Origin of the sequence: Streptomyces sp. PH10-H1, assembly GCF_030063355.1 — a bacterium.
In the GTDB taxonomy this organism is placed as follows: domain Bacteria; phylum Actinomycetota; class Actinomycetes; order Streptomycetales; family Streptomycetaceae; genus Actinacidiphila.
Genome location: NZ_JASISZ010000025.1, coordinates 1 through 24,789 on the forward strand (window position 1 = coordinate 1; position 24,789 = coordinate 24,789).

At 71.9% G+C, this 24,789-nt stretch carries 16 protein-coding genes; 11 read left to right on the forward strand and 5 right to left on the reverse strand.

Going from position 1 to position 24,789, the window contains the following annotated elements:
- Positions 1-69 precede the first annotated feature (69 nt).
- The 4 genes from QMK24_RS17065 to QMK24_RS17080 form a co-directional block, all read right to left on the reverse strand.
- Positions 70-1,230: a phosphotransferase family protein gene (locus QMK24_RS17065; RefSeq protein WP_283466928.1), complete on the reverse strand. Its 1,161-nt coding sequence runs from the start codon at positions 1,228-1,230 to the stop codon at positions 70-72.
- A 115-nt stretch (positions 1,231-1,345) separates the two neighbouring features.
- Positions 1,346-2,524 carry an Rv3169 family protein gene (locus QMK24_RS17070; protein ID WP_283466929.1) on the reverse strand — a complete coding sequence of 393 codons (1,179 nt, stop codon included), beginning with the start codon at positions 2,522-2,524 and terminating at the stop codon, positions 1,346-1,348.
- Positions 2,525-2,728: 204 nt separating this feature from the next.
- The gene (locus QMK24_RS17075) at positions 2,729-5,308 is read right to left on the reverse strand and encodes a ligand-binding sensor domain-containing protein (RefSeq protein ID WP_283466930.1); all 2,580 of its coding nucleotides are present in this window, start codon (positions 5,306-5,308) and stop codon (positions 2,729-2,731) included.
- A gap of 213 nt (positions 5,309-5,521) precedes the next feature.
- Positions 5,522-8,302 (reverse strand): lysylphosphatidylglycerol synthase transmembrane domain-containing protein, encoded by a 2,781-nt coding sequence (locus QMK24_RS17080; protein ID WP_283466931.1) that lies wholly within the window; start codon positions 8,300-8,302, stop codon positions 5,522-5,524.
- Between the two features lie 158 nt (positions 8,303-8,460).
- Here QMK24_RS17080 and QMK24_RS17085 point away from each other — a divergent pair, with 158 nt between their 5' ends.
- The 7 genes from QMK24_RS17085 (at position 8,461) to nudC (ending at position 20,829) form a co-directional block, all read left to right on the forward strand.
- A complete protein-coding gene (locus QMK24_RS17085; protein ID WP_502962514.1) occupies positions 8,461-8,826 on the forward strand; it encodes an MGMT family protein in 366 nt (121 codons plus the stop codon).
- Between the two features lie 281 nt (positions 8,827-9,107).
- On the forward strand, positions 9,108-12,746 hold the full coding sequence (locus QMK24_RS17090; RefSeq protein WP_502962513.1) for an ATP-dependent helicase: 3,639 nt from the start codon (positions 9,108-9,110) through the stop codon (positions 12,744-12,746).
- Between the two features lie 166 nt (positions 12,747-12,912).
- On the forward strand, positions 12,913-13,719 hold the full coding sequence (locus tag QMK24_RS17095; protein ID WP_283466933.1) for a hypothetical protein: 807 nt from the start codon (positions 12,913-12,915) through the stop codon (positions 13,717-13,719).
- A gap of 139 nt (positions 13,720-13,858) precedes the next feature.
- Positions 13,859-14,665, forward strand: a complete 807-nt coding sequence (locus QMK24_RS17100) for a hypothetical protein (protein WP_283466934.1) — start codon at positions 13,859-13,861, stop codon at positions 14,663-14,665.
- 86 nt (positions 14,666-14,751) lie between these two features.
- A complete protein-coding gene (locus tag QMK24_RS17105) occupies positions 14,752-18,348 on the forward strand; it encodes an ATP-dependent helicase (protein WP_283466937.1) in 3,597 nt (1,198 codons plus the stop codon).
- A 52-nt stretch (positions 18,349-18,400) separates the two neighbouring features.
- A complete protein-coding gene (locus QMK24_RS17110; protein ID WP_283466940.1) occupies positions 18,401-19,828 on the forward strand; it encodes a M20/M25/M40 family metallo-hydrolase in 1,428 nt (475 codons plus the stop codon).
- A gap of 74 nt (positions 19,829-19,902) precedes the next feature.
- Positions 19,903-20,829 (forward strand): NAD(+) diphosphatase, encoded by a 927-nt coding sequence (nudC, locus tag QMK24_RS17115; protein WP_283466943.1) that lies wholly within the window; start codon positions 19,903-19,905, stop codon positions 20,827-20,829.
- 75 nt (positions 20,830-20,904) lie between these two features.
- Here nudC and QMK24_RS17120 read toward each other — a convergent pair whose 3' ends face one another.
- The gene (locus QMK24_RS17120) at positions 20,905-21,147 is read right to left on the reverse strand and encodes a mycoredoxin (RefSeq protein WP_283466946.1); all 243 of its coding nucleotides are present in this window, start codon (positions 21,145-21,147) and stop codon (positions 20,905-20,907) included.
- Between the two features lie 157 nt (positions 21,148-21,304).
- Between QMK24_RS17120 and QMK24_RS17125 the strand changes: the two genes are divergently transcribed.
- The 4 genes from QMK24_RS17125 (at position 21,305) to QMK24_RS17140 (ending at position 24,747) form a co-directional block, all read left to right on the forward strand.
- Complete coding sequence (locus QMK24_RS17125) at positions 21,305-23,497, forward strand: ATP-dependent DNA helicase UvrD2 (RefSeq protein ID WP_283466948.1); 2,193 nt, start codon at positions 21,305-21,307, stop codon at positions 23,495-23,497.
- A gap of 132 nt (positions 23,498-23,629) precedes the next feature.
- Positions 23,630-23,938 carry a hypothetical protein gene (locus QMK24_RS17130; RefSeq protein ID WP_283466949.1) on the forward strand — a complete coding sequence of 103 codons (309 nt, stop codon included), beginning with the start codon at positions 23,630-23,632 and terminating at the stop codon, positions 23,936-23,938.
- A gap of 126 nt (positions 23,939-24,064) precedes the next feature.
- Positions 24,065-24,424: a WhiB family transcriptional regulator gene (locus QMK24_RS17135; RefSeq protein ID WP_164298475.1), complete on the forward strand. Its 360-nt coding sequence runs from the start codon at positions 24,065-24,067 to the stop codon at positions 24,422-24,424.
- The gene (locus tag QMK24_RS17140) at positions 24,421-24,747 is read left to right on the forward strand and encodes a putative WhiB-interacting protein (protein WP_283466954.1); all 327 of its coding nucleotides are present in this window, start codon (positions 24,421-24,423) and stop codon (positions 24,745-24,747) included. The genes QMK24_RS17135 and QMK24_RS17140 overlap by 4 nt, the downstream gene beginning before the upstream one ends.
- Positions 24,748-24,789 lie beyond the last annotated feature (42 nt).

Genomic DNA, 24,789 nt, shown 5'->3' on the forward strand with positions numbered 1-24,789 from the left:
GGAGGGGCCGGGGAAGGTGTGCTGGGCGGAGTTCAAGGTCGCCAGGCCCCTCGCTACCCGGAGCGGCGGTCACCAGTAGCGGTCCTCGATCATCGCCTCCAGGGAGGTGCGGTGCATGATCAGGTCGTCCGGGTCGGCGGGGGGCGGGCGTTCGTCGAAGTGGATCTGGCGGTAGCCGATGCGGAGCATGACGTTGGCGTGCCGGAGGGCCGCGTAGAGGGTGTGGAAGTCCAGGTCGCGGGGGGTGTGGCCGGTGGCGTCGCGGTAGCGGGCGGCGATGGAGGGGCGGGTCATGAAGTCGGGGAGGCCGGGGTAGCCGGTCTGTTCCGTGAGGTCCTGGAAGAAGCGGTGGAGGTAGATCAGCCAGCCGAGGTCGAGTTCGCGGGGGCCGAGGGCGGCCATCTCCCAGTCCAGGACGGCGGCGGGGTCGAAGCCCGCGTAGAGGATGTTGCCGATACGGGAATCGCCCCAGCTCAGGACGGTGGGGCCGGGGTCGGCGGGCCAGTGGGCGTCGAGCCAGTCGAAGGCGCGCTCGATGAGCGGAGAGCGGGGGCGGCCGTCAACGACCCAGTGGTAGTAGTCGCGTTGGGCCGACACGTGGTCGCGGAGCGCGGAACCGGACGCGTCCGAGGGACCTCCGGCGGATCCGCCGGCGGTCTCACCGGCCAGGAATGCGACCGCCTCGACGGGCACGGTGTGCAGTTCGGCCAGGACGTCGACGGTGGCGTGTTCCAGGTGCTCGCGGTCGGCGGGGTCGGCGTCGTAGAGCCAGTTGTCGCCGTAGGTGTACGGCATGATGTCGGGCGGTACGCGGCCCTCGATGCGTTCCATGACGAAGAAGGGCGCGCCGAGCGGTGCCGTGTCGGTCTCCAGCCACTGCAGCGCCGGGACCGGGACCTTGCTGTTCGCGGCGACGGCCTGGATGGTGCGGTACTGGCGTTCCATGTCGTAGACGGGGAACGCCGCGTACGCGGCGGGGTCGGCGGCCAGCCGCAGGACGCAGGGGCGCAGGTGCTGGCGGGCGGTGCCGGTGCGGTGCGGCACGGCGAGGTCGAACAGGACGGTCTCGCTGGACATGCCGTTGGAGGACGGGATGTGGAAACTGCGGGTGTGCGCGCCGGGCTCGCGGGCGTGCAGCCAGGCGTCGAGCCGCTGCCGGAGGAGGTGGGGGTCGCGGGTACTGGTGGTCAGGTGCGGTGCCGGGGGTGGGGTCGGGGTCGGGCTCGACACGGGGTCCTCCTTACGGGGCCTTACGGGGGCCTTGCCGGACAGGGCTTCCCCCCGCCGGCCGGTATCGGCGTGGCGGCGGGGCGTACGCCGGTCTGCTGCGGGGCCGTGCCGCCCGTTACGGGGCGACGGAGTCGAAGCCGGTGAACCCGCTCGGGCTGTGGCGGCCGAAGCTGCCGTGCTCGAAGATTCCGTAGCCGGTGGCGCCGTCCCAGGTGAAACGGGCCGCGTGGTCGATGACGCCGTACGCCGCGAGTCCCAGGCCCGCCGGGTCCGCGAGGTCGTAGGTGCGGCGGTCCAGCCAGCCGCGGCCCATCCACTCGCCGTGCTGCCAGTCGCCGGCCGGCGGGTATCCGGCGCCCACCGCCAGCGGGCTGCCGGCGAGCAGCTCGGCATGGATCTCGATCGGCTTGCGGCCGGCTCCGGTGAGGTGGATGACGGCCGACTGCGGGTGGCGGCTGCCGGAGCGGTAGGTGATGTCGACGTGGGCGCGGCCGAGTTGCTCGTCGGGACGGCCGGTGTCGGCGGGGTGGACGAGGACGGCGCTGTCGAGGGTGCGATAGCCGTCGGCGTCCTCCTGGAGGATCACCATGACGAAGCGGTCCTCGAAGCGGATCGGTATCCACAGCCAGTGGAAGCCCTCGGTACGGAACTCCTCGGCGGCCCGGCCGGGCGCCTCGCCGGGGATCGGGCGGACGCCCCAGCTGCGGTCGCGGGTGGCGGTGAAGCGGCCGCGTTCCACGGTGATCTCCTCGCCGCCCGCGCGGATCACGCCGTGGCAGCTGCCGGCCTGGCAGAAGCGGTTGGCCTCGAGGAAGAGCCGGTCGCCGGTGTACTGGATGTGGTGCGGCTCCTCGACGGCCGGGAAGTCGGCCTCCCAGATGAGGTCGTAGGAGAGGCCCGAAGCCTCGTCCTCGCCGCCTTCGCATTCCTCACCGGCAGCCCCGTTCGCGCCGTGATCCCCGGCCGGTTCACACACCAGCCGCAGCCGCTTCAGCGGTTCCTGGACCTCGATCCGCAGCGGACCGACCTGCTGGCGCATCCGGTCCTCGCCGAGTGCGTCGGAGGCGCGTACGGCGATCAGTCTGTCGCCCTGGAGCAGCGTCGCGTAGGCGTCGGTGACACCGAGGTTCGGGTAGACGCCGAGGCCGGTGATGAGCAGCGCCCGGCCCTCGTGGTCGAAGACCTGGAAGGTCGACCGGTCGTAGGCGTTGCGGTCCCCGCTGGCGACGTGACGCATGGAGCGGGCGATCTGGTGGACGGGATATTCGTCCAGGGGAACGGGTCGTTGGGGCACGGCCGTCTCCTCCTCCGCGGCGTCAGGAATTCCCTGACGGTACGTCAGGAATGGAGGCCGGGCCTAGATCCGTGCACGCATCATTCGGTCCTCTTCATCCGCATCTCCAGCGTTCGGCAGTGCAAATGTCCTGGCCGGTTCCCCGGCCAGGACATCCGTCACTCCGCGGCCGCGGCCGCTACAGAAGCCGCCGCAGCGTACCCGTCACCTCAGGTCGATCGAGTAGATGCCGCGCCCGTGCGTCGCGGCGTAGAGCCGTCCGTCCGGGCCGGTCTTGATCTGCGGGACGGCCACGGCGGGCAGGTGCCCGACCCGCTTCCAGCCGGTCCTGCCGGGCGCGCGGTAGACGACGCCCAGGTCGGTGGCGAGTACGAGCCCGCCGCCGGGGAGGGCGATGAGCGAGTCGGTGGGCACGTCGGGCAGGTTCGCCGAGATGTCCTTCCAGGTGGTGCCGCCGTCCTCGGACTCGAAGACATGGCCGATGCCGGCGCCGGGACCTTCGGTCCAGTGCCGGGAGAAGCCGTTGACCGCGAGGTAGACATGGTCGGCGCCGGCCGGGTCGATGGCGAAGCCGGCCAGGTACCGGTTGGGTACGGCGCCGTCCGCGCCGGTCGCCGGCAGGTCGATCTGGTGCCAGCCGGTGCCGTCCGCGTTGCCCACGGCGATGCCACGTGTGAAGCCCTTGTTGTTGCAGGGCCCGCACCAGGCCGCGTAGACCTTGCCGCCTGAGGCCGCCACCGCGGTGGCGGTGCGGCCCGCCCCGAGGTCGAAGGCGTTGGTCCACTCGGCCGTGCTGCGGATCGTGTAGCCGTGGCTCTGCGTCCACACGTGGCGGCCGCCCGCCACCCAGGCGTCGCCGTTCTTGATGTCGGCCGCGAGCGGGGCGATGAAGCGGGCCTCGCTGGTGGCGTTGTCGGGCGGGGCGACGGAGTACGAGGTGGCCTTCGTCGGATCGGTGACCCACGCGCCCGCGTTCACGGCGCAGTTCTGGGTGACCTGGACCGACAGATAGACGTATTCCTGTGCGATGTTGCAGCCGTTGGACGGGTCGGTGAGGGTGTCGCCGCCGTCACCGCCGAAGTTGGAGCCCATGACGGCGTCGCGCGGGCGCAGGATGGACTGACCGTTGTCCTGGAGGCCGCCGTTGACCGCGACTCCGTGGAAGGCCGGGTCCTTGCCGATGCCCACCGAGTAGTACTGGAGGGTGTCGATGGTGCCGTCGTTGAGCGAGGTCCAGTCGGTGGCGTGGCCGGACGCGTCCTGCGCGCCGCTGACCGGGCGCCGGTAGACGCCGCCGTCGTTGCCCGCGTAGAAGTACGACGTGCCGTGGTAGCTGCCGATGGTGGCGGCGTGCTGGTCCGGGTGGGTTGTCTGGTTGCAGTCACCGGTCTGCTTGGCCGGGTCGATGTTCCAGCAGGCGAAGCCGAAGTTCCAGTACGCGCCGACGGCCGACCACTTCGCGCCGCCGTTCTGGGTCTCGAAGACCTCTTCCAGGCCCGCGTAGAGATGGTCCGCGTTGTTGGGGTCGACCTGGAGGAACTCGTTGTACCAGGTCTGGCCGCCGGGCATGAAGCCGGGACTGGTGCGCGCCGAGCCCGCGGCGGCGAGTGCCGCAGTGTCGGCGATCTTCGTCCAGGGGCCGAACGGGGAGCCGGACTTGGAGACGAAGACGCCTGCCAGTGAGCTGTCCGGGTTGGTGATCAGAGCCGGCGACTGGTCGACCGCGTAGTAGCGGGAGCCGTCGGCGGAGCGGGCGAAGGTGACATTGCCGACATCGGTCGCGGCCGTCGGCAGGTCGCCGAGCGAAGTGACGCGCTGCCAGCTGCCGTTGGTCTTGGTGTACAGGCCGTTGTAGGTGTCGCCGCTGCGCCAGCCGACCGCGAGGATCACCTTCCAGGGGTGCTTCGGGTCGATCGCCACGTCATTGGCGATGTTCTTGTACGGGGCGCTGGGGTTCTTCGCCTGCGAACCGCCGGGCAGGAAGTCCGGGTTGGGCGCGAACTCCAGCTTCCAGGGGCCTTCCAGATAGCTGGTGGAGTGGCTCCACACGCCCCTGGTCGTCGATGCCCACACCTTGTCGCCGCCGAAGCGCAGCGTGTGGATCGCGGTGCCGTCCAGCTCGCCGCCGCCGACGCGGCTGCGCTTGCCGAAGGAGCCGTGCCTCGGGTCGGACAGGACGTACACGCCGCTGCCCAGGTAGGCGTCGGCGTTCGTCGTCGCCTCGCCGGTGCCCAGCCACAGCCGCCCGCCGCCGTCGAGCGCGAGTGCGCCGGTGGCCTGGGCGGGCAGTGTGTCGCTGATCGGCTGCCAGTGGCCGCCGCCGGTGGACGACCGCCATACGCCGCCGCCCGCGCTGCCCGCGTACACATATCCGGAATTGTCGGCGACGATGGCCGCCATGCGGCCGGTGACATTGCCCGCGCCGCCGCTGGAGTTGGAATTGATGTCGCGGTAGCGGGGGTCGTCGGAGTTGTAGGGGAGCCCGGTCTCGTGCCGCCAGGTACCGCCGGTGTTCGGCAGGTTGTTGAGGTCTGACCAGGCGGCGCTGAACGCGCCGGGGTTGATGGTGCCGGGCGAGGTGCGGGCCTCGGCGAACTGGTCCGCGCTCTCGGATATCTCGTCGGCGGCCTCGCCGCCGTCACCCGCGGTGGTCGCGGTGACGGTGTGCGGCTTGACGCTGCCATGACCCGGCGCGGCCCCGGCGGGTACCGCTGCTATGAGCGCTGCGGTGGCACTGACGGCGCAGATCGTGAGCCATCGTCTCTTGCGGGTGGGTGCTGACAACAGAATCCTCCCCGGATGAAGCCTGGATGTGGGCTTTGCAGCCAGACCTGATCACGGGAAGGGGAGTTGGAGGTGGTGCGGGCCCGAAGATTTGGGGAAAGCTTTGACGAGCACCTGTCAGATGATCAAGGTGCGGCCGTTCGCAGGGGAGTCACAGCGGGAGCAACCGGCGGTCAGGGGGACCCGATGGCGGTCAAGCGGACCCGGAGGCGGTCAGAGGTCGCCCTTGCGGCTGAGGTAGTTGAAGGACAGCCAGCCGGGAAGGACGGGGAGCCAGAAGGTGAGCAGACGGAAGAGCAGCACCGCGGGGGTGGCGATCGTGCCCGGGAGGCCGGCCGCGATGAGGCCACCGGTGAGGGCGAACTCGACCGCGCCGACGCCGCCGGGGGTGGGGGCGGCGGAGCCGATGGCGTTGCCGGCGAGGAAGACGACCGCGATCGTCGAGTAGCTGAGGCTGCCGCCGAAGGAGCGGACGCAGGCGTCGAGACAGATCACGAAGGTGACCGTGACCATCAGAGTGCCGCCGATGCCCGTCAGGAGCTTCGCCGGGCGCTGCAGCACGTCGAGCATGCGCGGGATGACGCCCGCGAACAGCGCCCGCACCCGGGTGGAGACGAACTTGCGCAGGCTCGGGATCGCCGTACCGACCAGCACCAGGACGCCCGCCGTGAGAAGCCCGGCCATGACCGTCCGGGACGGTGACAGCGACGGTGTCTTCTCCGTACCGGTGATGTAGCCGAAGGTCAGCAGCAGGAGGATGTGCGAGCCGAGGCCGACCAGCTGGGACGCGCCGACGCTAGCCACCGCGAGACCCGGCCGTACGCCCGACTTCTGCAGAAAGCGGGTGTTGAGGGCGACACCGCCGACCGCCGCCGGGGCGACGAGCTTCACGAACGACCCGGCGATCTGCGCCATCACCGTTCTGACCAGCGACAGCCGCTCCGGCACGAAGCCGGCGAGCGCGCATGCCGCCGCGACATAGCTGAGCGCGGAGCCGAACACGGCGATGGCCGCCCAGCGCCAGTCCGCCCGGGCGATCGTGTCGGCGATCGGCACCGAGCTGATCTGCGACAGCAGGAAGTACGCGGCGATGGCGCCCGCGATGACCGTGACGAGGGTGCGGGGCTTGATCCGCTCCAGGCGGACCGGCTCCACGGCGGCCTGCGGCCTGATGAGCAGCACCTGCCGGCGGATCCGGGAGAGCAGATCCTCCTCGCGGGCCTCGTCCTGGGCCACTTCGATGGCCCGCTTCTCGGCCTTCTTCTCGGCCTTGGCCGCGCCGCGCGAGGGTGCGGACTCCACCGCCGCGACCCGCGCCTCCTTGTCGGCCTTGTCGGCCTTGTCGGCCGCCGACGCGGCGAGTACGCCGTCCCGCTCGCGCTGCGCCCGCGCGCGGTTCAGCTGCTTGAGCTCCGACCGGGTGGTGCGGCTCAGCGCGATCGGCTGCAGCAGCGGCAGGGAGTTCGCGACCGCGTCCGGGCCGAGTACGGCGACGGCGCTCGCGACCGCCCGCGCCGGGCCGACGCGCAGCGCGACGGTGGTCAGCAGCTGCGCGATGTCCATGCGCAGCACGATGTCGCCGGCTGCGATCTCGCCGCCGCGCAGGTCCGTCAGAAAGACCTTGCCGGAACGATCCACCAGAAGGGATTCACCGACCAGCCGCCGGTGCGCGATACGCCGCGACTGGAGCGCCTTGACCTGTTGCCAGGCCCCGAAGAGCAGCTCGTCGGTGAGGTCGGCGTCCGGCAGCGCGTTCAGCCGGCGGCCGCCGATGTGCTCGTAGACCAGCATGACGGCGTCCGGGCCCAGCTCCGAGGTGGCGATCAGCTTCGGCGCGTTCGCCCCGGCGGCGATGGCCGCGTACGCGAGCAGCGCCTCCTGCTCCAGGGCCTGCCGCAGCGACTGCAGGCTGCGGCGCTGGTTGATGCCGCGCAGCGAGATGCGGCGCCACACCCGGTAGAAGAAGCCGTGCGCCTGCTGCTCGCGGTCCACGACGGTGACATCGAGCGGCGGCCCGTCCTCAAGGGTGACGAGGTAGCCGCGGCCGCGCTCGGAGTCGGGGGTCTCGGGGCCCTCGTCGTCCGCGCGGCGGGTGGTCAGCGGCGCGAAGCCGACGCGGCGCAGGCCGGCCAGCAGGTTCTGGCCGGTGGGCCGGACGTTCGGCGAGCCGACCGAGTACAGGGTGCCGTAGGCGACGGTCCAGCCGATGAGTACCGTCACGACGATCGAGAACGGCGTCGTATAGCCGCCGACCAGCACCGCGAACGCGTCCAGCAGCAGCACGAACCACAGCAGCACCCGCCAGCGCGGGCGCCGCGCCATGCCGACGGCCGTCATATAGGCGATGACCGGCGCCAGATAGCCGTGCACGGGGTCGGTGATCCCGCCGCCGCTCGGCGCGAGCTGGGTCAGCGCGGCCTTGATCGGGTCGGGGGCGGCGTTGGTCACCCACAGGTCGGTGGCGAGGGCCACACCGTGGGCGAGCACGGCGGCGAGCACGCCGTCGGCGATCCGCAGCCCGTCGCGCTTGATGAGCCGCTCGATCGCGAAGGCGACCGGCACGATCAGCACGGCGATGCTCGCCGTGAGACCGGCGAAGGTGCTCAGCGCGTCGGGAGCGTTCCGCGCGCCCTTGGCGATGTCCTGTTCGACGCCGTTGGTGGTGGCGTGGGCGAAACCGGCGATGGCCATGACGACGGCGATGCCGAGGAGGCCGAGCAGGAAGCGCATGAGGTCGGCGGGGCGGTGCACGCGGGCCGCGAGCAGGGGTTCGTCGCTGGAGACGTCGTCGCTGTGGACGACTTCGGCCGGGTCGGTGCCGGTGGCTTCGTCGCCGGTGCCGTCGTCGCCGGTGCCGTCGGGGACCTTGCCGTTCTCGCTCTGGGAACCGGCGTCCGGAGGGGACTCCTGAGCGCTTTCCGTTCCGGCGTCCGGAGCGGTGTCCGTTCCGGTGCCGTCGTCGGCGCCGGGCCCCTCGTTCTCGGGCGACGGCATGTCAGCGGAGCGGCCGGCCCCATCGGCCGCCGCGTCGTGATCCTGCTGTCCAGCTGTCTCGTTTTGCTCTCGTATCACCAGTCACCGCCCGGACGATGGTGGCATGAGCGGTCCGCGGATGCGCGCGGAACCCCCCGTTGTCGGTGGCCTGAGGCAGGATGGGCCGGATGAGTGAGCGGATGAGCGAGGAGGCCGCGCCCTCCGAATACGCCGAGCGGGTACTGGAAACCGCCGAGGCCATCCCGCCCGGCCGGGTGATGACCTACGGGGATGTCGCCGAGTGGCTCGATGAGGGAGGACCCCGGCAGGTCGGCCGTGTGATGGCGCTGTACGGCGGCGCCGTGCCGTGGTGGCGTGTGGTGCGTTCCGACGGTCATCTGCTGCCCGGTCATGAGCTGCGGGCGCTGGCGCACTACCGGGAGGAGGGCACACCCCTGCGGGAGGCGGCGCGCTCCGCCGAGGGCCATGTACCGCGTATCGATATGCGGCGGGCCCGCTGGGACGGCGTGCCAGACGGCGAATGACGACCGGATGCTCACATCTTCAAGCTTCGTCCATGACGGCCCGGAATATGCGGTGAGCCGTCCGTACGGAGTACGCGAAGAAGTATGTGAAGGAGTACCTGACCGAGTGCACGTCCGAGCACGGGAGCGACCGGCTGCGGCCCGTGTGCCGGGAGGCGTAGCGTCGGCAGCTGACCGCACCGGCACCATCATCTGAATCCCAGACATCCGCAACAGCCACCGCACCCACCGCACCCACAGCAGCCAGCGCACCCACAGCACCCACGGAACCGGCGAACCACGTGACCTCCTCCCCCCCTCGACCGACGCAGCGCGCGCCGCACCGGGGGACCGACACGGGCACAGCCGCCTACCGTCTGCTGCGGACCCCGCCCGCGCGGACCGAGCCTCCTGTGCTGGACGCGGCACAGCGTGCGGTGGTTGAGCACCGGGCAGGACCGCTGCTGGTCCTGGCCGGGCCGGGTACCGGCAAGACCACGACGCTCGTCGAGGCGGTCGCGGAACGGGTTCGGCTCGGCACCGCCCCCGAGCGGATTCTCGTCCTCACGTTCAGCCGCAAGGCGGCCGTCGAGCTCCGGGACCGGATGGCCGCGCGCATGGGGGGCACGGCCGTCGCCCAGGCGACCACGTTCCACTCCTTCTGCTATGCTCTGGTGCGCGCGCACCAGGACCCCGAACTGTTCGCCGATCCGCTGCGGCTGCTGTCGGGACCCGAGCAGGATGTCGTCGTCCGCGAGCTGCTGGCCGGCCAGACCGCGCTGGAGAAGGGCGGGCGCGCCAGGGTCCGCTGGCCCGACGACCTGCGGGCCGCGCGCACCACGCGCGGCTTCGCCGACGAGGTGCGCGCGGTGCTGGCCCGCAGCCGCGAGCTGGGCCTGGGACCGGCGGCGCTGCAGGACTTCGCCCGCCGCATCGGCCGCCCCGACTGGTCGGCTGCGGCGTCCTTCCTCGCCGAGTACCTCGATGTGCTCGACCTCCAGGGCGTCCTCGACTACGCCGAGCTGCTGCACCGCGCGGTGCTGCTCGCCGAGCACCCGGAGGTCTTCACGGCCCTGTCCGGGCAGTACGACGTCGTCTTCGTCGACGAGTACCAGGACACCGACCCGGCACAGGTCCGGCTGCTCCGGGCCCTGGCCGGCCAGGGCCGCACCCTTGTCGCCTTCGGCGACCCCGACCAGTCGATCTACGCCTTCCGCGGCGCCGACGTGAACGGCATCCTCGAATTCCCCGACGCCTTCCCGCAGCGCGACGGCCGTCCCGCGCCCGTCCATGTGCTCGCCGTCTCGCGCCGCGCGGGCGCCGCACTGCTGGACGCCACCCGCCTCGTCACCCGCCGGATGTCGCTCCCTCGGCTCCCCGCCGCCGCCGTCCGCGCCCACCGCGAGCTGGTCCCGGTCCGCGACGGCGGTTCGGTCGCCGTCCGTACGTACCCGATGGCCGGCGCCGAACTCGACGGCATCGCCGACACCCTGCGCCGCGCGCACTTGGAGGACGGTATCCCGTGGCGCGACATGGCTGTGCTCGTACGCGCCGGCTCCCGCTCCATCCCCGGGCTGCGCCGCGCCCTCACCTCCGCCGGCGTCCCCATCGAGATAGACGGCGATGACCTCCCCCTCCGCCACGAACCCGCCGTCGCCCCGCTCCTCCTCGCCCTGCGCGCCGCCGCCACCGGTGCCACTGCGGCACCTGTCACGGATCTCGGCGGTCCCGCCGCAGTGGACAGCGCCGAGCGGACGGGCGAATCCGGCGCCGACGCGCCGGAGCAGGAGCCCGCCACCTACGCGCCGGAGCCGGCCCCCGGCCCCGCACTCGTCCCAGGCCAGAGGCACGCCCCCGAGGCCGACGAGGCGGACGAGGCCGACCAGGATCCGGCCCCGAGCCCTGCACCCGTTGCGGGTCCCGAGCACGCCCCGGACCGCCCGGCCGGGTCCGGCGGGTCCGCCGGGTCCGGCCAGGACCGTAGCGGCGGCCCCGAGGCCGCCCCGGTTTCCGGGCCGCACCCCGAGGGCGTGAGCGTCGAGGACGCGATCGCGCTGCTGACGTCGCCGCTCGGCGGCATGGACGCCGCGGACCTCCGCCGGCTGGGGCGGGCGTTGCGGGAGGAGGAGCGGACCGCGGGCCGCGCCGTGCCGCGGGCTTCCGACGTGCTGATCGCGGAGGCGCTGGGGGAGCCGGAGCGGCTGGTGGCGCACGATCCGGCGTACGCGCGCGGAGCGCTGCGGCTGGGGTCGCTGCTGCGGAAGGCGCGGGAGCTGCTGGAGGGCGGGGGTACGGCGGAGCAGGCGCTGTGGGAGCTGTGGGACGGTTCGCCCTGGCCGCAGCGGCTGGAGCGGGCGGCCACGCGCGGCGGGACGGCCGGGCGGAACGCTGACCGGGATCTGGACGCGGTGTGCGCGCTGTTCGAGACGGCGGCGCGCGCCGAGGAACGCACCGGCGGCCGCGGCGCGCTGAACTTCCTCGAGGAGCTGGACGCCCAGGACATCGCCGCCGACACGCTGAGCCGCCGGGCGGTACGTACCGACGCGGTACGGCTGATGACCGCGCACCGTTCCAAGGGCCTGGAGTGGCGGCTGGTGGTGGTCGCCGGGGTGCAGGAGGGCCTGTGGCCCGACCTGCGCCGCCGGGGTTCGCTGCTCGAGGCGGACCGGATCGGCCGCGACGGCCTCGCCGAACCGCTCACGCCCGGCGCGCTGCTGGCCGAGGAGCGGCGGCTGTTCTACGTGGCGGCGACCCGCGCCAAGGAACGGCTCGTCGTCACCGCGGTCAAGGCGGCGGCGGACGACGGCGACCAGCCGTCCCGTTTCCTGACCGAGCTCGGCGTCGAGCCGCAGGACGTCACCCACCGTCCGCGGCGCCCGCTGGCCGTCTCCGCTCTCGTCGCGGAACTGCGCGCGACGACCGTCGACCCGGCCGCGTCCCCGGCGCTGCGCGAGGCCGCCGCGCTGCGGCTGGCCCGGCTCGCCGCGCTGAACGACGCCGGGCACGCGCTCGTACCGTCCGCGCACCCGGACCGCTGGTGGGGCCTGTACGAGCCGACCCGGTCGGCCGTTCCGCTGCGGGACCGCGACCAGCCGGTCGCGCTGTCCGGCAGCGCGCTGGACCAGCTCGCCAACACCTGCTCGCTGCAGTGGTTCCTGGGCCGGGAGGTCAAGGCGGAGCCCCCGTCGACCGCCGCTCAGGGCTTCGGCAATGTCGTGCACGTGCTGGCCGACGAGGTCGCCTCCGGTCGGACCCCGGCCGATCTGGATGTGCTGATGGCCCGGCTGGACTCCGTGTGGGACGCCCTGGCCTTCGACGCGCCGTGGAAATCCCTGCAGGAGAAGCGGAACGCGCGGGCCGCACTGGAACGCTTCCTGCACTGGCACGTCATGGAGCGCGGCCGCGAATCCGTCGCCACGGAGCACGGCTTCGACGTCGTCCTCGAAGCGGGCGAGGTCCAGGTCCGGATCCGCGGCAGCATGGACCGGGTCGAGACGGACGCGGACGGCCATGCCTATGTCGTCGACTTCAAGACCGGCAAGTCCAAGCCGACGGCGAAAGAGGTCGACCGCCACCCGCAGCTCGCCGTCTACCAGCTGGCGGTCCGCGAGGGCGCGGTCGACGAGCTCTTCGGCGGCGGCCGCCCGGAGCCGGGCGGCGCCGAACTCGTACAGCTGCGCCTCGGCGCGACGAAGAAGGACGGCGGCGACACCGTCCCGGCCGTCCAGCGCCAGCAACCCTTGGAGGGGAAGGCAGCGGAGCCCGGTGCGGAAGGCGGTGCGGAGGGTGGAGCGGGCGAGTGGGTGGAGGACCTGCTGGCCGGCGCGGCCGGCCGGGTCCTGGACGAGCGCTTCACCCCGGCCACCGGCCAGCACTGCACACATTGCGCGTTCCGGGCGGCCTGCAGCGCGCAGCCGGAGGGCCGGCACGTCGTGGAGTAGGCCGGCACGTAGTGGAGTGGGCGGGCATGACGTGAGCGGGCCGGCATGACATGAGAGCTGAGGGACGGGAGTGACGTATGCCTCGGTCGTGCAACCCTTCCGGTGATTCGTGCGTCAGTTCGGCATAAGGGCGTAAGGGTCTGTGAGGTGAGGGAAAGTGGCCGTCGTGGCGTTCAGGCGCAAAGTAGTCGCAGTCGTCGTGGCCTGCGTTACCGCTGTCACCGCCACGGGAGCGCTGTCCGGCTGCCAGGGCGGTACGTCGGACCGCGGGAGTGGGGCCCGTTGGGCGGTGGAGCCGTCCAGCACGGCCACGGGCGGAGCGAACGGCTCGCTGGACGGACTGACGGCGCCGGAGATATCCCGCCGGATGTGGGACGCGATGAATTCGACCACCTCCATGACCCTGAACTTCTCCGGAGTACTCCGTACCAAGGCGATGCGGATGAAGATCGCGATGTCCACCGACGGCAAGTGCGCCGCCGCGGTGGGGCAGAGCGGCTGGACGATGCAGATCATCAGAACCGACGACGGGACGTCGTACATCAAGGGTGATCCCGGCTACTGGAAGGCGATGGGTCCCAAGGGCAAGTCCGTCGGGGAACTGGCAGGCAGCCGGTGGATCAGGTTTCCCGCCACATCCGTCCCGGGCAGGAGGATGTCCCGTTCCTGCGACATGAAGGCATTCCTCGGGAAGATGAAGCCGAACCACACCTCGTCCACGAAGGGCGGGCCGGGCGCGGTCGACGGACAGCCGGTCGTCACCATCAGGCAGAAGGACGCAGCGGGGACGAGCATCCTCTCGGTGGCGGCGAAGGGCACGCCCTACCTGGTGAAGCTCGCGTCGGCGCGGGACGGGCTGAACGTCACCTTCGGAGACTTCGGCGAGCCGGTCCGTGTCGCTGCCCCGCCCGCGAACCAGACGATCGATCTCACGCTGTTCGGCGGCGACTCGGGCCTCGGCCTCGACGCCTGAGCGGGTCCGGGCGAGGGCTTGGACGAGGGCTTGGACGAAGGCTTGGACGAGGGCCGGACGGCCCGGGGCAAAGTCGTTGCGCGGCCATGTTCTCCTTGTCCTTATGAGGGTGGCGGGTGTGGGCAGAGGGTGGAATCCGGTGGCAGTGAAGCGGAATGTCGTGGCGGTCTCGCTGGTCGGTGCGGCCGTGGCGGGCGGACTGGTCGGCTGCGGTGGGGACACGTCGAACGGCACGGTGTTCGGGACGAAGCCGAAACCATCTGTCTCGGCTTCGGGGAGCACCGCAGGGGCGACGGGGCTCGACGCCTTCACCGCGAAGGAGATCTCCGACAGGGCGAAGGACGCGCTCAAGTCCGTCTCGTCGGTGAAGGTGGACTTCGCGGCGGTGGACCGGGGCAAGGCCGTCCAGCTGAAGGCGGCCATGTCGAGGTCGGGTGAGTGCGCCGGTGCGATGAGCCAGGGCAAAGAGACCATGCAGTTCATCGGCGCGGACCACGTCAGTTACATGAAGGCCAATGACGCCTTCTGGAAGGACGCGGGCGGAAAGAACGCCGACGGCCTGCTCGAGCTGGTGCACGGCAAGTGGATGAAGGTTCCGGGCGACGCCGCCAAGGACAAGGACCTGGCGTCCTTCTGCGACCTGGACACCTTCCTGAAGGAGCTGTCGTCGGACGACGATGCCGCCACGTTCAGCAAGGGCCGGCCCACGACGGTCGACGGGCAGCCCGTCGTCACGATCATCCAGAAGAAGTCCGCCACGACGACGACGATCTATGTGGCGTCCGTGGGCACGCCGTACCCGCTGAAGATCACCAACGAGGGCGGCAGCGGGCCCGGCCACGCCACCTTCGCCGACTTCGACAAGCCGGTCAAAGCGGTGGCCCCGCCGGCCTCCGAGACGGTGGACGTGAGCAAGTTCATGGGCGACGGCAGCAAGAGCGTCTGACGGGCACCCGGGCGGGGGCGCCCTGCGGCGGGCGTCCGTGACCGGGCGTCCGCCGGTTGTCGGTGGGGCCCGTTAGCCTCACTGGGGTGGCAGCACGCATCACGGATCCCGAGCAGCTCAAGGCGCTCCTCGGCATCCCCTTCACCCCGGAGCAGATGGAGTGTGTCACCGCACCCCTCGCCCCGAATGTGATCGTGGCCGGGGCCGGCTCCGGCAAGACCACGGTGATGGCCGCCCGTGTCGTCTGGCTGGTCGGGACGGGGCAGGTCGCCCCGGAGGAAGTACTCGGCCTGACGTTCACCAACAAGGCCGCCGGTGAGCTGTCCGAGCGGGTCCGCAGGGCGCTCGTCCAGGCCGGGATCACCGATCCTGACCCGGTCGGCCCGGTCGGCCCGGTCGGCCCGGTCGGCCCCGCCGGTTCCGCCGACGCCGTCGGCCCTGCCGGTCCCGGGGCGGCGCCCGGGGAGGGCGCCGGCGGTGATCCGCAGATCTCGACGTACCACGCCTTCGCCGGCCAGCTCCTCAAGGAGCACGGCCTGCGTATCGGCCTGGAGCCCACCGCCCGCCTCCTGGCCGACGCCACCCGCTACCAGCTCGCCGCTAAGGTGCTGCGCGCCGCCCCCGGCCCGTATCCGGCGCTGACCAAGAGCCTTCCCGCTCTGGTCAGCGACCTTCTCGCACTGGAGGGCGAGGTCAATGAGCACCTCGTCCCGCTGGACCGGCTGCGCGCCTTCGACACCGGCTGGCTCGACGACCTGGCCCCCGTCAAGCTCAGCAACGCCGACCTGCGCAAGCTGCCGGAGACCGCCCAGGCCCGCCAGGACCTCACCGGGCTCGCCGCCGCCTACCGCGAGCAGAAGCAGCGCCGCGACCTGCTGGACTTCGGCGACCAGATCGCCCTGTCGGCGACCGTGGCCCGCACCCGACCGGAGGTCGGCCGGATCCTGCGCGAGCAGTACAAGGTGGTGCTGCTCGACGAGTACCAGGACACCTCCGTCGCCCAGCGCCTGCTGCTCGCCGGGCTGTTCGGCGGCGAGGGCACCGGCCATCCGGTCACCGCCGTCGGCGACCCCTGCCAGGCGATCTACGGCTGGCGAGGCGCCTCCGTCGCCAACCTCGACGATTTCCCCGCGCACTTCCCGAACGCCGACGGGACGCCCGCCCGCCGTTTCTCGCTCAGTGAGAACCGCCGCAGCGGCGGCCGGCTGCTCGACCTCGCCAACGGTCTCGCCACCGAGCTGCGCGCCCGCCACGAAGGCGTCGAAGCGCTGCGCCCCGCCCCCGGCGCCGAGCGCGACGGGCTCGTGCGCTGCGCCCTGCTGTCCAGCCAGGCCGAGGAGATCGACTGGATCGCCGACTCCCTCGCGCACCTGGTGAACACCGGCACCGAGCCCGGCGAGATCGCCGTCCTGTGCCGTACGACGGGCCATTTCGCCGACATCCATGCCGCGCTCGTCGCCCGTGACATCCCCGTCGAGGTCGTGGGCCTGTCCGGGCTGCTCCATCTGCCCGAGGTCGCCGACCTGGTCGCCGTCTGCGAAGTCCTGCACGACCCGACGGCGAACGCCTCGCTCGTCCGGCTGCTCACCGGCCCCCGCTGGCGCATCGGTGCCCGCGACCTGGCGCTGCTCGGCCGCCGGGCCCGCGTGCTCGTCCGGTACGGACCCGCAGGCGGGGAGGACGATCCCGAGCGGCGGCTCGCGGCAGCCGTCGAAGGCGTCGATCCGGCCGAGGTCGTCTCGCTCGCCGACGCCCTGGAGACCTTCCTCGACAGCGACCCGGGCGACGATCTGCCGTTCTCCCCCGAGGCGCGGGTCCGCTTCGCCCGGCTCGCGGCCGAGATTCGCGATCTGCGGCGCGCGCTGGCCGACCCGCTGATGGACGTGCTCCACCGGGTGCTCGCGGTCACCGGTCTCGAGGTCGAGCTGTCCGCGTCCCCGCACGCGCTGGCCGCCCGCCGCCGCGAGACGCTGAACGCGTTCCTCGACATCGCCGCCACCTTCGCCTCCCTCGACGGCGAGGCGACCCTGCTCGCCTTCCTCGGCTTCCTGCGCACCGCCGCCCAGTACGAGAAGGGCCTGGACAGCTCGCTGCCCGGCGGCGAGAACACGGTGAAGGTGCTCACCGCGCACAAGTCGAAGGGCCTGGAATGGGATGTCGTGGCCGTCCCGGGACTGGTGAAGAAGGGCTTTCCGAACGAGCGCGGCCGCGAGCTGTGGACCGCCAACGCCAAGGTCCTGCCGCACGCGCTGCGCGGCGACGCGGCGACCCTCCCCGATGTCGGCGCATGGTCGAAGGCGGGCCTCGACACCTTCCGCGACGCGATGAAGGAGCACAACCGGATCGAGGAACTCCGCCTCGGCTATGTCACCTTCACCCGGCCCCGCTCGCTGCTGCTCGGCTCCGGCTACTGGTGGGGGCCCACCCAGAAGACCCCGTACGGCCCGTCCGCCTTCCTCGACGCCCTGCGGCTGCACTGCGAGGCGGGCCACGGAGAGATCGAGCAGTGGACGGAGGCTCCCGCTGAGGACGCCGTCAACCCGGCGCTGGCGACTTCCGTCGAGCACGCCTGGCCGCTGCCGCTCGACCCCACCGCCCTCGAGCGCCGCCGCCAGGCGGCCAGGACGGTCCTCGCGTATCTGGACGCCCCACCGGAGCACGCTCACGCGTTCGGGGACGGGGACGGGGACGGGGACGGGGAGGCGGATGACGCCGGGGAGCCGGCGTTCGACGAGGCGGACTGGGCGGACGAGGAGGAGCGGCTGGACGAGGAGTGGGCGGGCGCAGACTGGGACGAGCTCTTGGCGGAGCGTCCCGCCGGCCACCCCGCTGGCGCCACCGACCTCGCGGACGGCCCAATCGACCGATCCGCCGACGGATCTGCCGACCGCCCCGCCGACCGCCCCGCCGACCCCGGTCACACCGAGGCCGGCACCGCCGCCGGGGTCCCGGCACGGGCTCACCCCGAGCCCTCCCACGCCCTCGTCCCCGAGGAGTCCCGCCTCGTCGCCTCCTGGGACCGCGATCTGGACGCGCTCGCGGGAGAACTGCGCCGCGCCCGCGCGACCGTGCGGGAGGTGCCGGTGCCCCCCGTCCTCACCGCCTCGCAGCTGATGCGGCTGGCCGCCGATCCGGACGGCTTCGCACGCGAACTCGCCCGGCCCATGCCGCGCGCGCCGCAGCCCGCCGCCCGCCGTGGCACCCGCTTCCACGCCTGGGTCGAGTCCCGCTTCGACGAGCGTCCGCTCTTCGCCCCCGAGGACCTGCCCGGTGTCGAGGGCGGTGACGAGATCGACGATGAGCGGGACCTGGCCGCCCTCAAGGAGGCGTTCCTCCGCACTCCGTACGCCGACCGCGCCCCCTTCCGCGTCGAGGCGCCCTTCCAGCTGGCCCTGGCGGGCCGCATGATCCGCGGCCGTATCGACGCGGTCTACCGCGAGGAGGGCGCCGAAGGCACGGACGGCGACACCTTCGAGATAGTCGACTGGAAGACCAATCGCTCCCGGTCCGCAGACCCGCTCCAGCTGGCCCTCTACCGCCTCGCCTGGGCCGAGCAGCACGGTCTGCCGCTCCACCGGGTCACCGCCGTGTTCCTCTACGTCCGTACCGGTGACGTCGTCCGGCCCCCGTCGCTGCCCGACCGTCCGGCCCTGGAGCGCCTTCTCCTGGACCAGCCGCAGTGACGTCCAGGGCCTCCGGCCGGAGGCCCACCGCACGCCCGTTAGGCTCAACGGCATGAGCCCCGCCCCGGACAGCGCCGTCCACGCGTATATCGACAAACACCGCTCCGCGTTCCTCGCCGACCTCGTCGAGTGGCTGCGGATCCCGTCCGTCTCCGCGGACCCCGCGCGCTCGGGCGATGTGCTGAGCAGCGCGCAGTGGCTGGCCGCGAAGCTCGCTGAGACCGGCTTCCCGGTCACCGAGGTCTGGGAGACGGCGGGGCTCCCCGCGGTCTTCGCCGAGTGGCCTTCCGGCGACCCGCAGGCCCCGACCGTCCTGGTCTACGGCCACCATGACGTCCAGCCCGCGGCCCGCGAGGACGGCTGGGACACCGACCCGTTCGAGCCGCATACGGCCGACGGCCGGATCTACGCCCGGGGCGCGGCCGACGACAAGGGCCAGGTCCTCTTCCATACGCTGGGCCTGCGCGCCCACCTCGCCGCGACCGGCAGGTCCGCGCCCGCCGTGAACCTCAAGCTGCTGATCGAGGGCGAGGAGGAGTCCGGTTCGCCGAACTTCCTCGCGATGATCCAGGAGCGGGCCGGCCGGCTGGCCTGCGACACCGTGATCGTCTCCGACACCGGCATGTGGTCGGAGGACACCCCGACCGTCTGCACCGGCATGCGCGGCCTGGCCGACTGCCAGGTCGACCTGTACGGGCCCGACCAGGACATCCACTCCGGGTCGTTCGGCGGCGCGGTCCCCAACCCGGCCACCGAGGCCGCCCGGCTGGTCGCCGCGCTGCACGACGAGAACCGCCGGGTGGCGATCCCGGGGTTCTACGACGGGGTCGTCGAGCTGACCGCCCGTGAGCGGGAGCTCTTCGCCGCGCTGCCGTTCGAGGAGTCGCGGTGGCTCCGTACCGCCAAGTCCCACGGGGCTCTCGGCGAGGCGGACCACACCACCCTGGAACGTATCTGGGCCCGGCCGACCGCCGAGGTCAACGGCATCTACGGCGGTTACCAGGGCCCCGGCGGCAAGACCATCGTCCCGGCGTCCGCCCACCTCAAGCTGTCCTTCCGGCTGGTCGCGGGCCAGGACACGGGCACGGTGCGGCAACTGGTCACCGACTGGGTCGCCGCCCGCCTCCCGGACGGCATCCGCCACGAGGTCACCTTCTGGGGCGCCACCCGGCCCTGCCTGACTCCGCTGGACCACCCGGCACTGCAGTCCGTCGTCCGGTCGATGGGCCGGGCCTTCCAGCAGGAGATCCTCTTCACCCGGGAGGGCGGTTCAGGACCGGCCGCGGACCTGCAGGACGTCCTGGGCGTACCGGTGCTGTTCCTGGGAATCTCCGTGCCGTCCGACGGTTGGCACTCGGTGAACGAGAAGGTCGAGCTCGACCTCCTGTTCAAGGGTGTGGAGACCGCCGCCTACCTGTGGGGCGACCTCGCCGAGAACTGGCGCACCGCCCCCGCCGACCCCACCGGCACCACGCACTGAACTCGCTGAATTCACTCGCAACGACAACCGCGCAACCGCGTACCGCAGGTACGCACGGGGAGTTGGAAGCAGCCTTGTCCGAGACCGACCTGTCAACCCAGCCGCTGGCCCTCGCCCAGGCGGGCGTGGACCGCGCCGCCCACCACCGTCTCGACGAGGCGTGGCTGGCCGCCGCCTGGAGTCATCCGACCACCCGCGTCTTCGTGGTCTCCGGCGGCCAGGTCCTGGTCGAGGAGACGGACGGCCGCACCGAACTCGTCATGGTCCCGGCCTTCGACGCTCCCGAGACCGAGACCCACCGCTACTTCCTCGGCCTCGGCGACGACGGCGTGCGGTACTTCGCGCTGCAGAAGGACTCGCTGCCCGGCCGGATGGACGACGTGGCCAGGGCGGCCGGACTGCGCGAGGTGGCCGGGCTGCTCTCCCCGCTGGAGGCCGGTCTGATGGTCCACGCGGTCGCGCTGGAGAACTGGCAGCGGATGCACCGCTTCTGCTCCCGCTGCGGCGAGCGCACGGTCATCGCCGCCGCGGGCCACATCCGGCGCTGCCAGGCGTGCGGCGCGGAGCACTACCCGCGCACCGACCCGGCCGTGATCATGCTGGTGACGGACGACCAGGACCGCGCGCTGCTGGGCCGCCAGGCGCACTGGCCGGAGGGGCGTTTCTCGACGCTCGCGGGCTTCGTGGAGCCGGGCGAGTCGCTCGAGCAGGCGGTGGTCCGAGAGACCGCGGAGGAGGCGGGGGTGGCGGTCGGCGACGTGACATATGTCGCGAGCCAGCCGTGGCCGTTCCCGTCGAGCCTGATGCTCGGCTTCATGGCCCGCGCCACGTCCCCCGACATCCAGGTCGACGGCGAGGAGATCCACGAGGCCCGCTGGTTCTCCCGCGAGGACCTGCGCAAGGGCATCGAGTCCGGGGAGATCCTGCCGCCGGGCGGCATCTCCATCGCGGCCCGCCTGATGGAGCTCTGGTACGGGAGCCCGTTCCCGGCAGCCGGATAGCGAGCCGCCGGACTACGGGCCGCCCGGACAACGGGCCGCCGAGCCGGGGGCGCGCCCCGGCCCGGCGAGGGTGCGTCAGACGCTGAGCTTCTGCTTGACCTGCGCCAGCGAGGGGTTCGCGAGCGCCGATCCATCCGGGAAGAGGACGGTGGGGACCAGCTGGTTGCCGCCGTTGACCTTCTCGACGAACGCCGCGGACTCCGGGTCGTTCTCGATGTTGACCTCGGTGTAGCCGATGCCCTCGCGGTCCATCTGGCTCTTGAGCCGACGGCAGTATCCGCACCAGGTGGTGCTGTACATCGTCACAGTGCCCGACATTGGTGTCCGCTCCTCACAACCGGTGAAATCTTCGATCCGGAGAACGCTAACCCCCACCGCCCGCATTCCTCGTTCCCCGCCGGTCGCGATCCGACAATCACACCTCGGCTGTGGATAACTTTCCCGGTCGCCTCCGCGGACCTGACAGCATGGCGGGGTGACCGCACCAACGCACACCTCCCTCTTCCCAGCAGTACCGGACTCCCCGGACGCCGTGCTCGACGGGCTCGACCCGGAACAGCGCGAGGTCGCCACCGCCCTGCACGGGCCGGTCTGCGTGCTGGCCGGCGCCGGCACGGGCAAGACCCGGGCGATCACCCACCGGATCGCCTACGGGGTGCGGGCGGGGATACTGCAGCCCGGAAGTGTGCTCGCGGTCACCTTCACCGCCCGCGCGGCGGGGGAGATGCGCGGACGGCTGCGACAGCTCGGCGCGGGCGGCGTACAGGCCCGTACCTTCCACTCCGCCGCGCTGCGCCAGCTCCAGTACTTCTGGCCGCGCGCCATCGGCGGCGACATGCCCCGGCTCGTCGAGCGCAAGGTCCAGCTCGTCGCCGAGGCCGGCGCCCGCTGCCGGATCCGGCTGGACCGCAATGAGCTGCGCGATGTCACCGGCGAGATCGAATGGTGCAAGGTCACCCAGACCGTTCCCGAGGACTATCCGGCCGCCGCCGCGAAGTCCGGCCGTGAGGTCCCCCGGGACCCGGCCGAGATCGCCAAGATCTACACGGCCTATGAGCAGCTCAAACGCGACCGGGGCGTCATCGACTTCGAGGACGTCCTGCTGCTCACCGTGGGCGTCCTGCAGGAGCGCCCGGATGTCGCGGAGACCATCCGCTCCCAGTACCAGCACTTCGTCGTCGACGAGTACCAGGACGTCAGCCCGCTCCAGCAGCGGCTGCTGGACCTGTGGCTCGGCGGCCGGGACAACATCTGCGTGGTGGGCGACGCCTCGCAGACCATCTACTCCTTCACCGGCGCCACCCCCGACTACCTGCTCGGCTTCCGCTCCCGGCACCCGGAAGCCACCGTCGTGAAGCTCGTGCGCGACTACCGTTCCACCCCGCAGGTGGTGCAGCTGGCCAACGGACTGCTGTCCCAGGCCAGGGGCCAGGCGGCCCAGCACCGCCTGGAGCTGATCTCGCAGCGCGAGCCGGGCCCCGAGCCCGCCTACACCGAGTACGTGGACGAGCCCACCGAGGCCGAGGGCACCGCCCGCCGGATCAAGGAACTCATCGCCGGCGGTGTGCGGCCCAGCGAGATCGCCGTCCTCTACCGCATCAACGCCCAGTCCGAGGTCTACGAGCAGGCGCTCGCCGACGCCGGGGTGCCGTACCAGCTGCGCGGAGCGGAGCGGTTCTTCGAGCGGCCCGAGGTCCGCGAGGCCGGGCTGCTGCTGCGCGGCGCCGCCCGCGCGGGAGCCGGCTCCGACCCCGGTCTGGCGGACGCGGAGGTGCCCGAGCACGTCAGGGCCGTGCTCGGTTCCCGCGGCTGGGCCCCAGAGCCGCCCGCCGGATCGGGCGCGGTCCGGGACCGCTGGGAGTCGCTGGCCGCCCTGGTGCGGCTCGCCGACGACTTCGCGCTGGCCCGGCCCGAGGCCACCTTGTCGGACCTCGTCGCCGAACTGGACGAGCGCGCCAACGCCCAGCACGCCCCCACGGTCGAGGGTGTCACCCTCGCCTCGCTGCACGCCGCCAAGGGCCTGGAGTGGGACGCGGTGTTCCTCGTCGGCCTCACCGAGGGCATGATGCCGATCACCTACGCCAAGACGGACGAGCAGGTCGAGGAGGAACGGCGGCTGCTGTACGTCGGCGTCACCCGGGCCCGTTTCCACCTGTCCCTGTCCTGGGCGCTGTCACGTTCGCCCGGCGGCCGCGCCACCCGCAAGCCCTCACGCTTCCTGGACGGCCTGCGGCCCGGTTCCGCCACTCGCGGCACGGGAAACCGCTCCGCGGGCGGTACTGGCGGCATCGAGCGCGGTGCGGCGGCAGCCAAGCGCAAGCGCGGCCCGATCCGCTGCCGGGTCTGCGGCCGCACCCTGTCGGAGGCTGGCGAGATCAAGTTGATGCGCTGCGAGGACTGCCCGTCGGACCTGGACGAGGGGCTGTACGAGCGGCTGCGGGACTGGCGGATGGAGCAGGCCAGGGAGCTGGGCCAGCCCGCGTACTGCGTCTTCACCGACAAGACGCTGCTGGCCATCGCGGAGGTACGGCCCTCCGGCCCGGCTGAACTCTCCTCGATCGCCGGCGTCGGCGCCCGAAAACTGGACAAGTTCGGCGCCGAGGTCCTGGCGCTCTGTACTGGTGCAGAACCCGGTGACGAACCTGTTGCAGAAGAACCAGAAAAATAGTTTGCGCGCGGCCAGGAAGTCCCCATAGCCTTCCGGAGCACGGTCACTGCGGCTCTTCCAAGAGCCGGGGAGATCGTGATGTACTGAGTAAGCACCACAGGCCCTACGAGACGCCGAGAGGAGGCGAAGACCATGACCATCATCATCGAGACCATCAAAATGACCGATCGTCCGGTCGTCGCCACCTGCCCGCTCGGCTCCCCGCTGCCCGGCACCGGTATGTCCGCTGCCCCGGCTCTGCGCCTGGCGTCCCTCGCGGAACTCTCGATCCGCGAGCGCAACGAGCGAGCGACCAAGGCACTGCTGGTAACGGAGACGAAGGCCCCGGCCCATGTCTTCACGCCCAATGGTGCCGGCGGTCACAGCACAAATGGACAGAAGCAGCAGCACCTCTCGATGTGGGCCTTCCGCGGGCTCGAACCCTGGAGCGATCCAGTCTGATCAACGATCAGACCGGCACCTTCCAGGGCCGCGGAATCCCAGACCGGGATCCGCGGCCCTTCTGTTTTCTCCAGCCGAAACACCGGCCCACCGGCCGGACCCAGACAGACGAGGAATACCAAGACCGTGCATGCCACCCCGCACGCCCCGTCCGTATCGCCCACAGACCCGCTTCCCCCGCCCGCGGTCCACTCGGAGGTCCCGTTGCTGCCCCTGACCGAGCTCGATGACGAAATCGAGCGCCTCGGTGTACCCGTCCCCTGCCGGACCTACGACCCGGAGGTCTTCTTCGCGGAGTCCCCGGCCGACGTCGAGTACGCCAAGTCGCTCTGCCAGACCTGTCCGGTCCGCGAGGCATGCCTCGCCGGGGCGAAGGACCGCCGTGAGCCCTGGGGTGTCTGGGGCGGCGAGCTCTTCATCCAGGGCGTCGTCGTCGCCCGGAAGCGCCCCCGTGGCCGTCCGCGCAAGAACGCAGTAGCGGTGTGAACACCACAGCCGTAGGAACGATCGACCGTCCCGTCACGCACGACCCGAAGAAGCAGGTCCTGATGAACCCCTCCACAGAAGTGGCGCCGGCCACCGACACCTCCCGCCACACCTCCGGCGCGTACAGCTCGCGCCAGAACAGGAACTTCGAAATGCAACCCATGCCAGAAGCCTTGGCCCGTGCCCATATGCAACAACGCCTCTACGAGGCCGAGCACGAACGCCAGGCCCTTCGACTGCTGTCGGCCCGCCGGCTGCAGCGCCGGGCCGAACGAGCCTCGCTGCGCGCCCGCCGCGCGCTGGCGATGGCCGTCATGCAGTAACAGCCGAGCACCAGGGCTGCGCACCACCCGTCACGTACCACC

Excerpts from the sequence above, each read along its gene's own strand:
- QMK24_RS17080 (WP_283466931.1), bottom strand. The coding sequence starts at position 8,302 with ATGCCGTCGCCCGAGAACGAGGGGCCCGGCGCCGACGACGGCACCGGA.
- QMK24_RS17085 (WP_502962514.1), top strand. The coding sequence starts at position 8,461 with ATGGGCCGGATGAGTGAGCGGATGAGCGAGGAGGCCGCGCCCTCCGAA.
- QMK24_RS17110 (WP_283466940.1), top strand. The coding sequence starts at position 18,401 with ATGAGCCCCGCCCCGGACAGCGCCGTCCACGCGTATATCGACAAACAC.
- QMK24_RS17120 (WP_283466946.1), bottom strand. The coding sequence starts at position 21,147 with ATGTCGGGCACTGTGACGATGTACAGCACCACCTGGTGCGGATACTGC.
- QMK24_RS17130 (WP_283466949.1), top strand. The coding sequence starts at position 23,630 with ATGACCATCATCATCGAGACCATCAAAATGACCGATCGTCCGGTCGTC.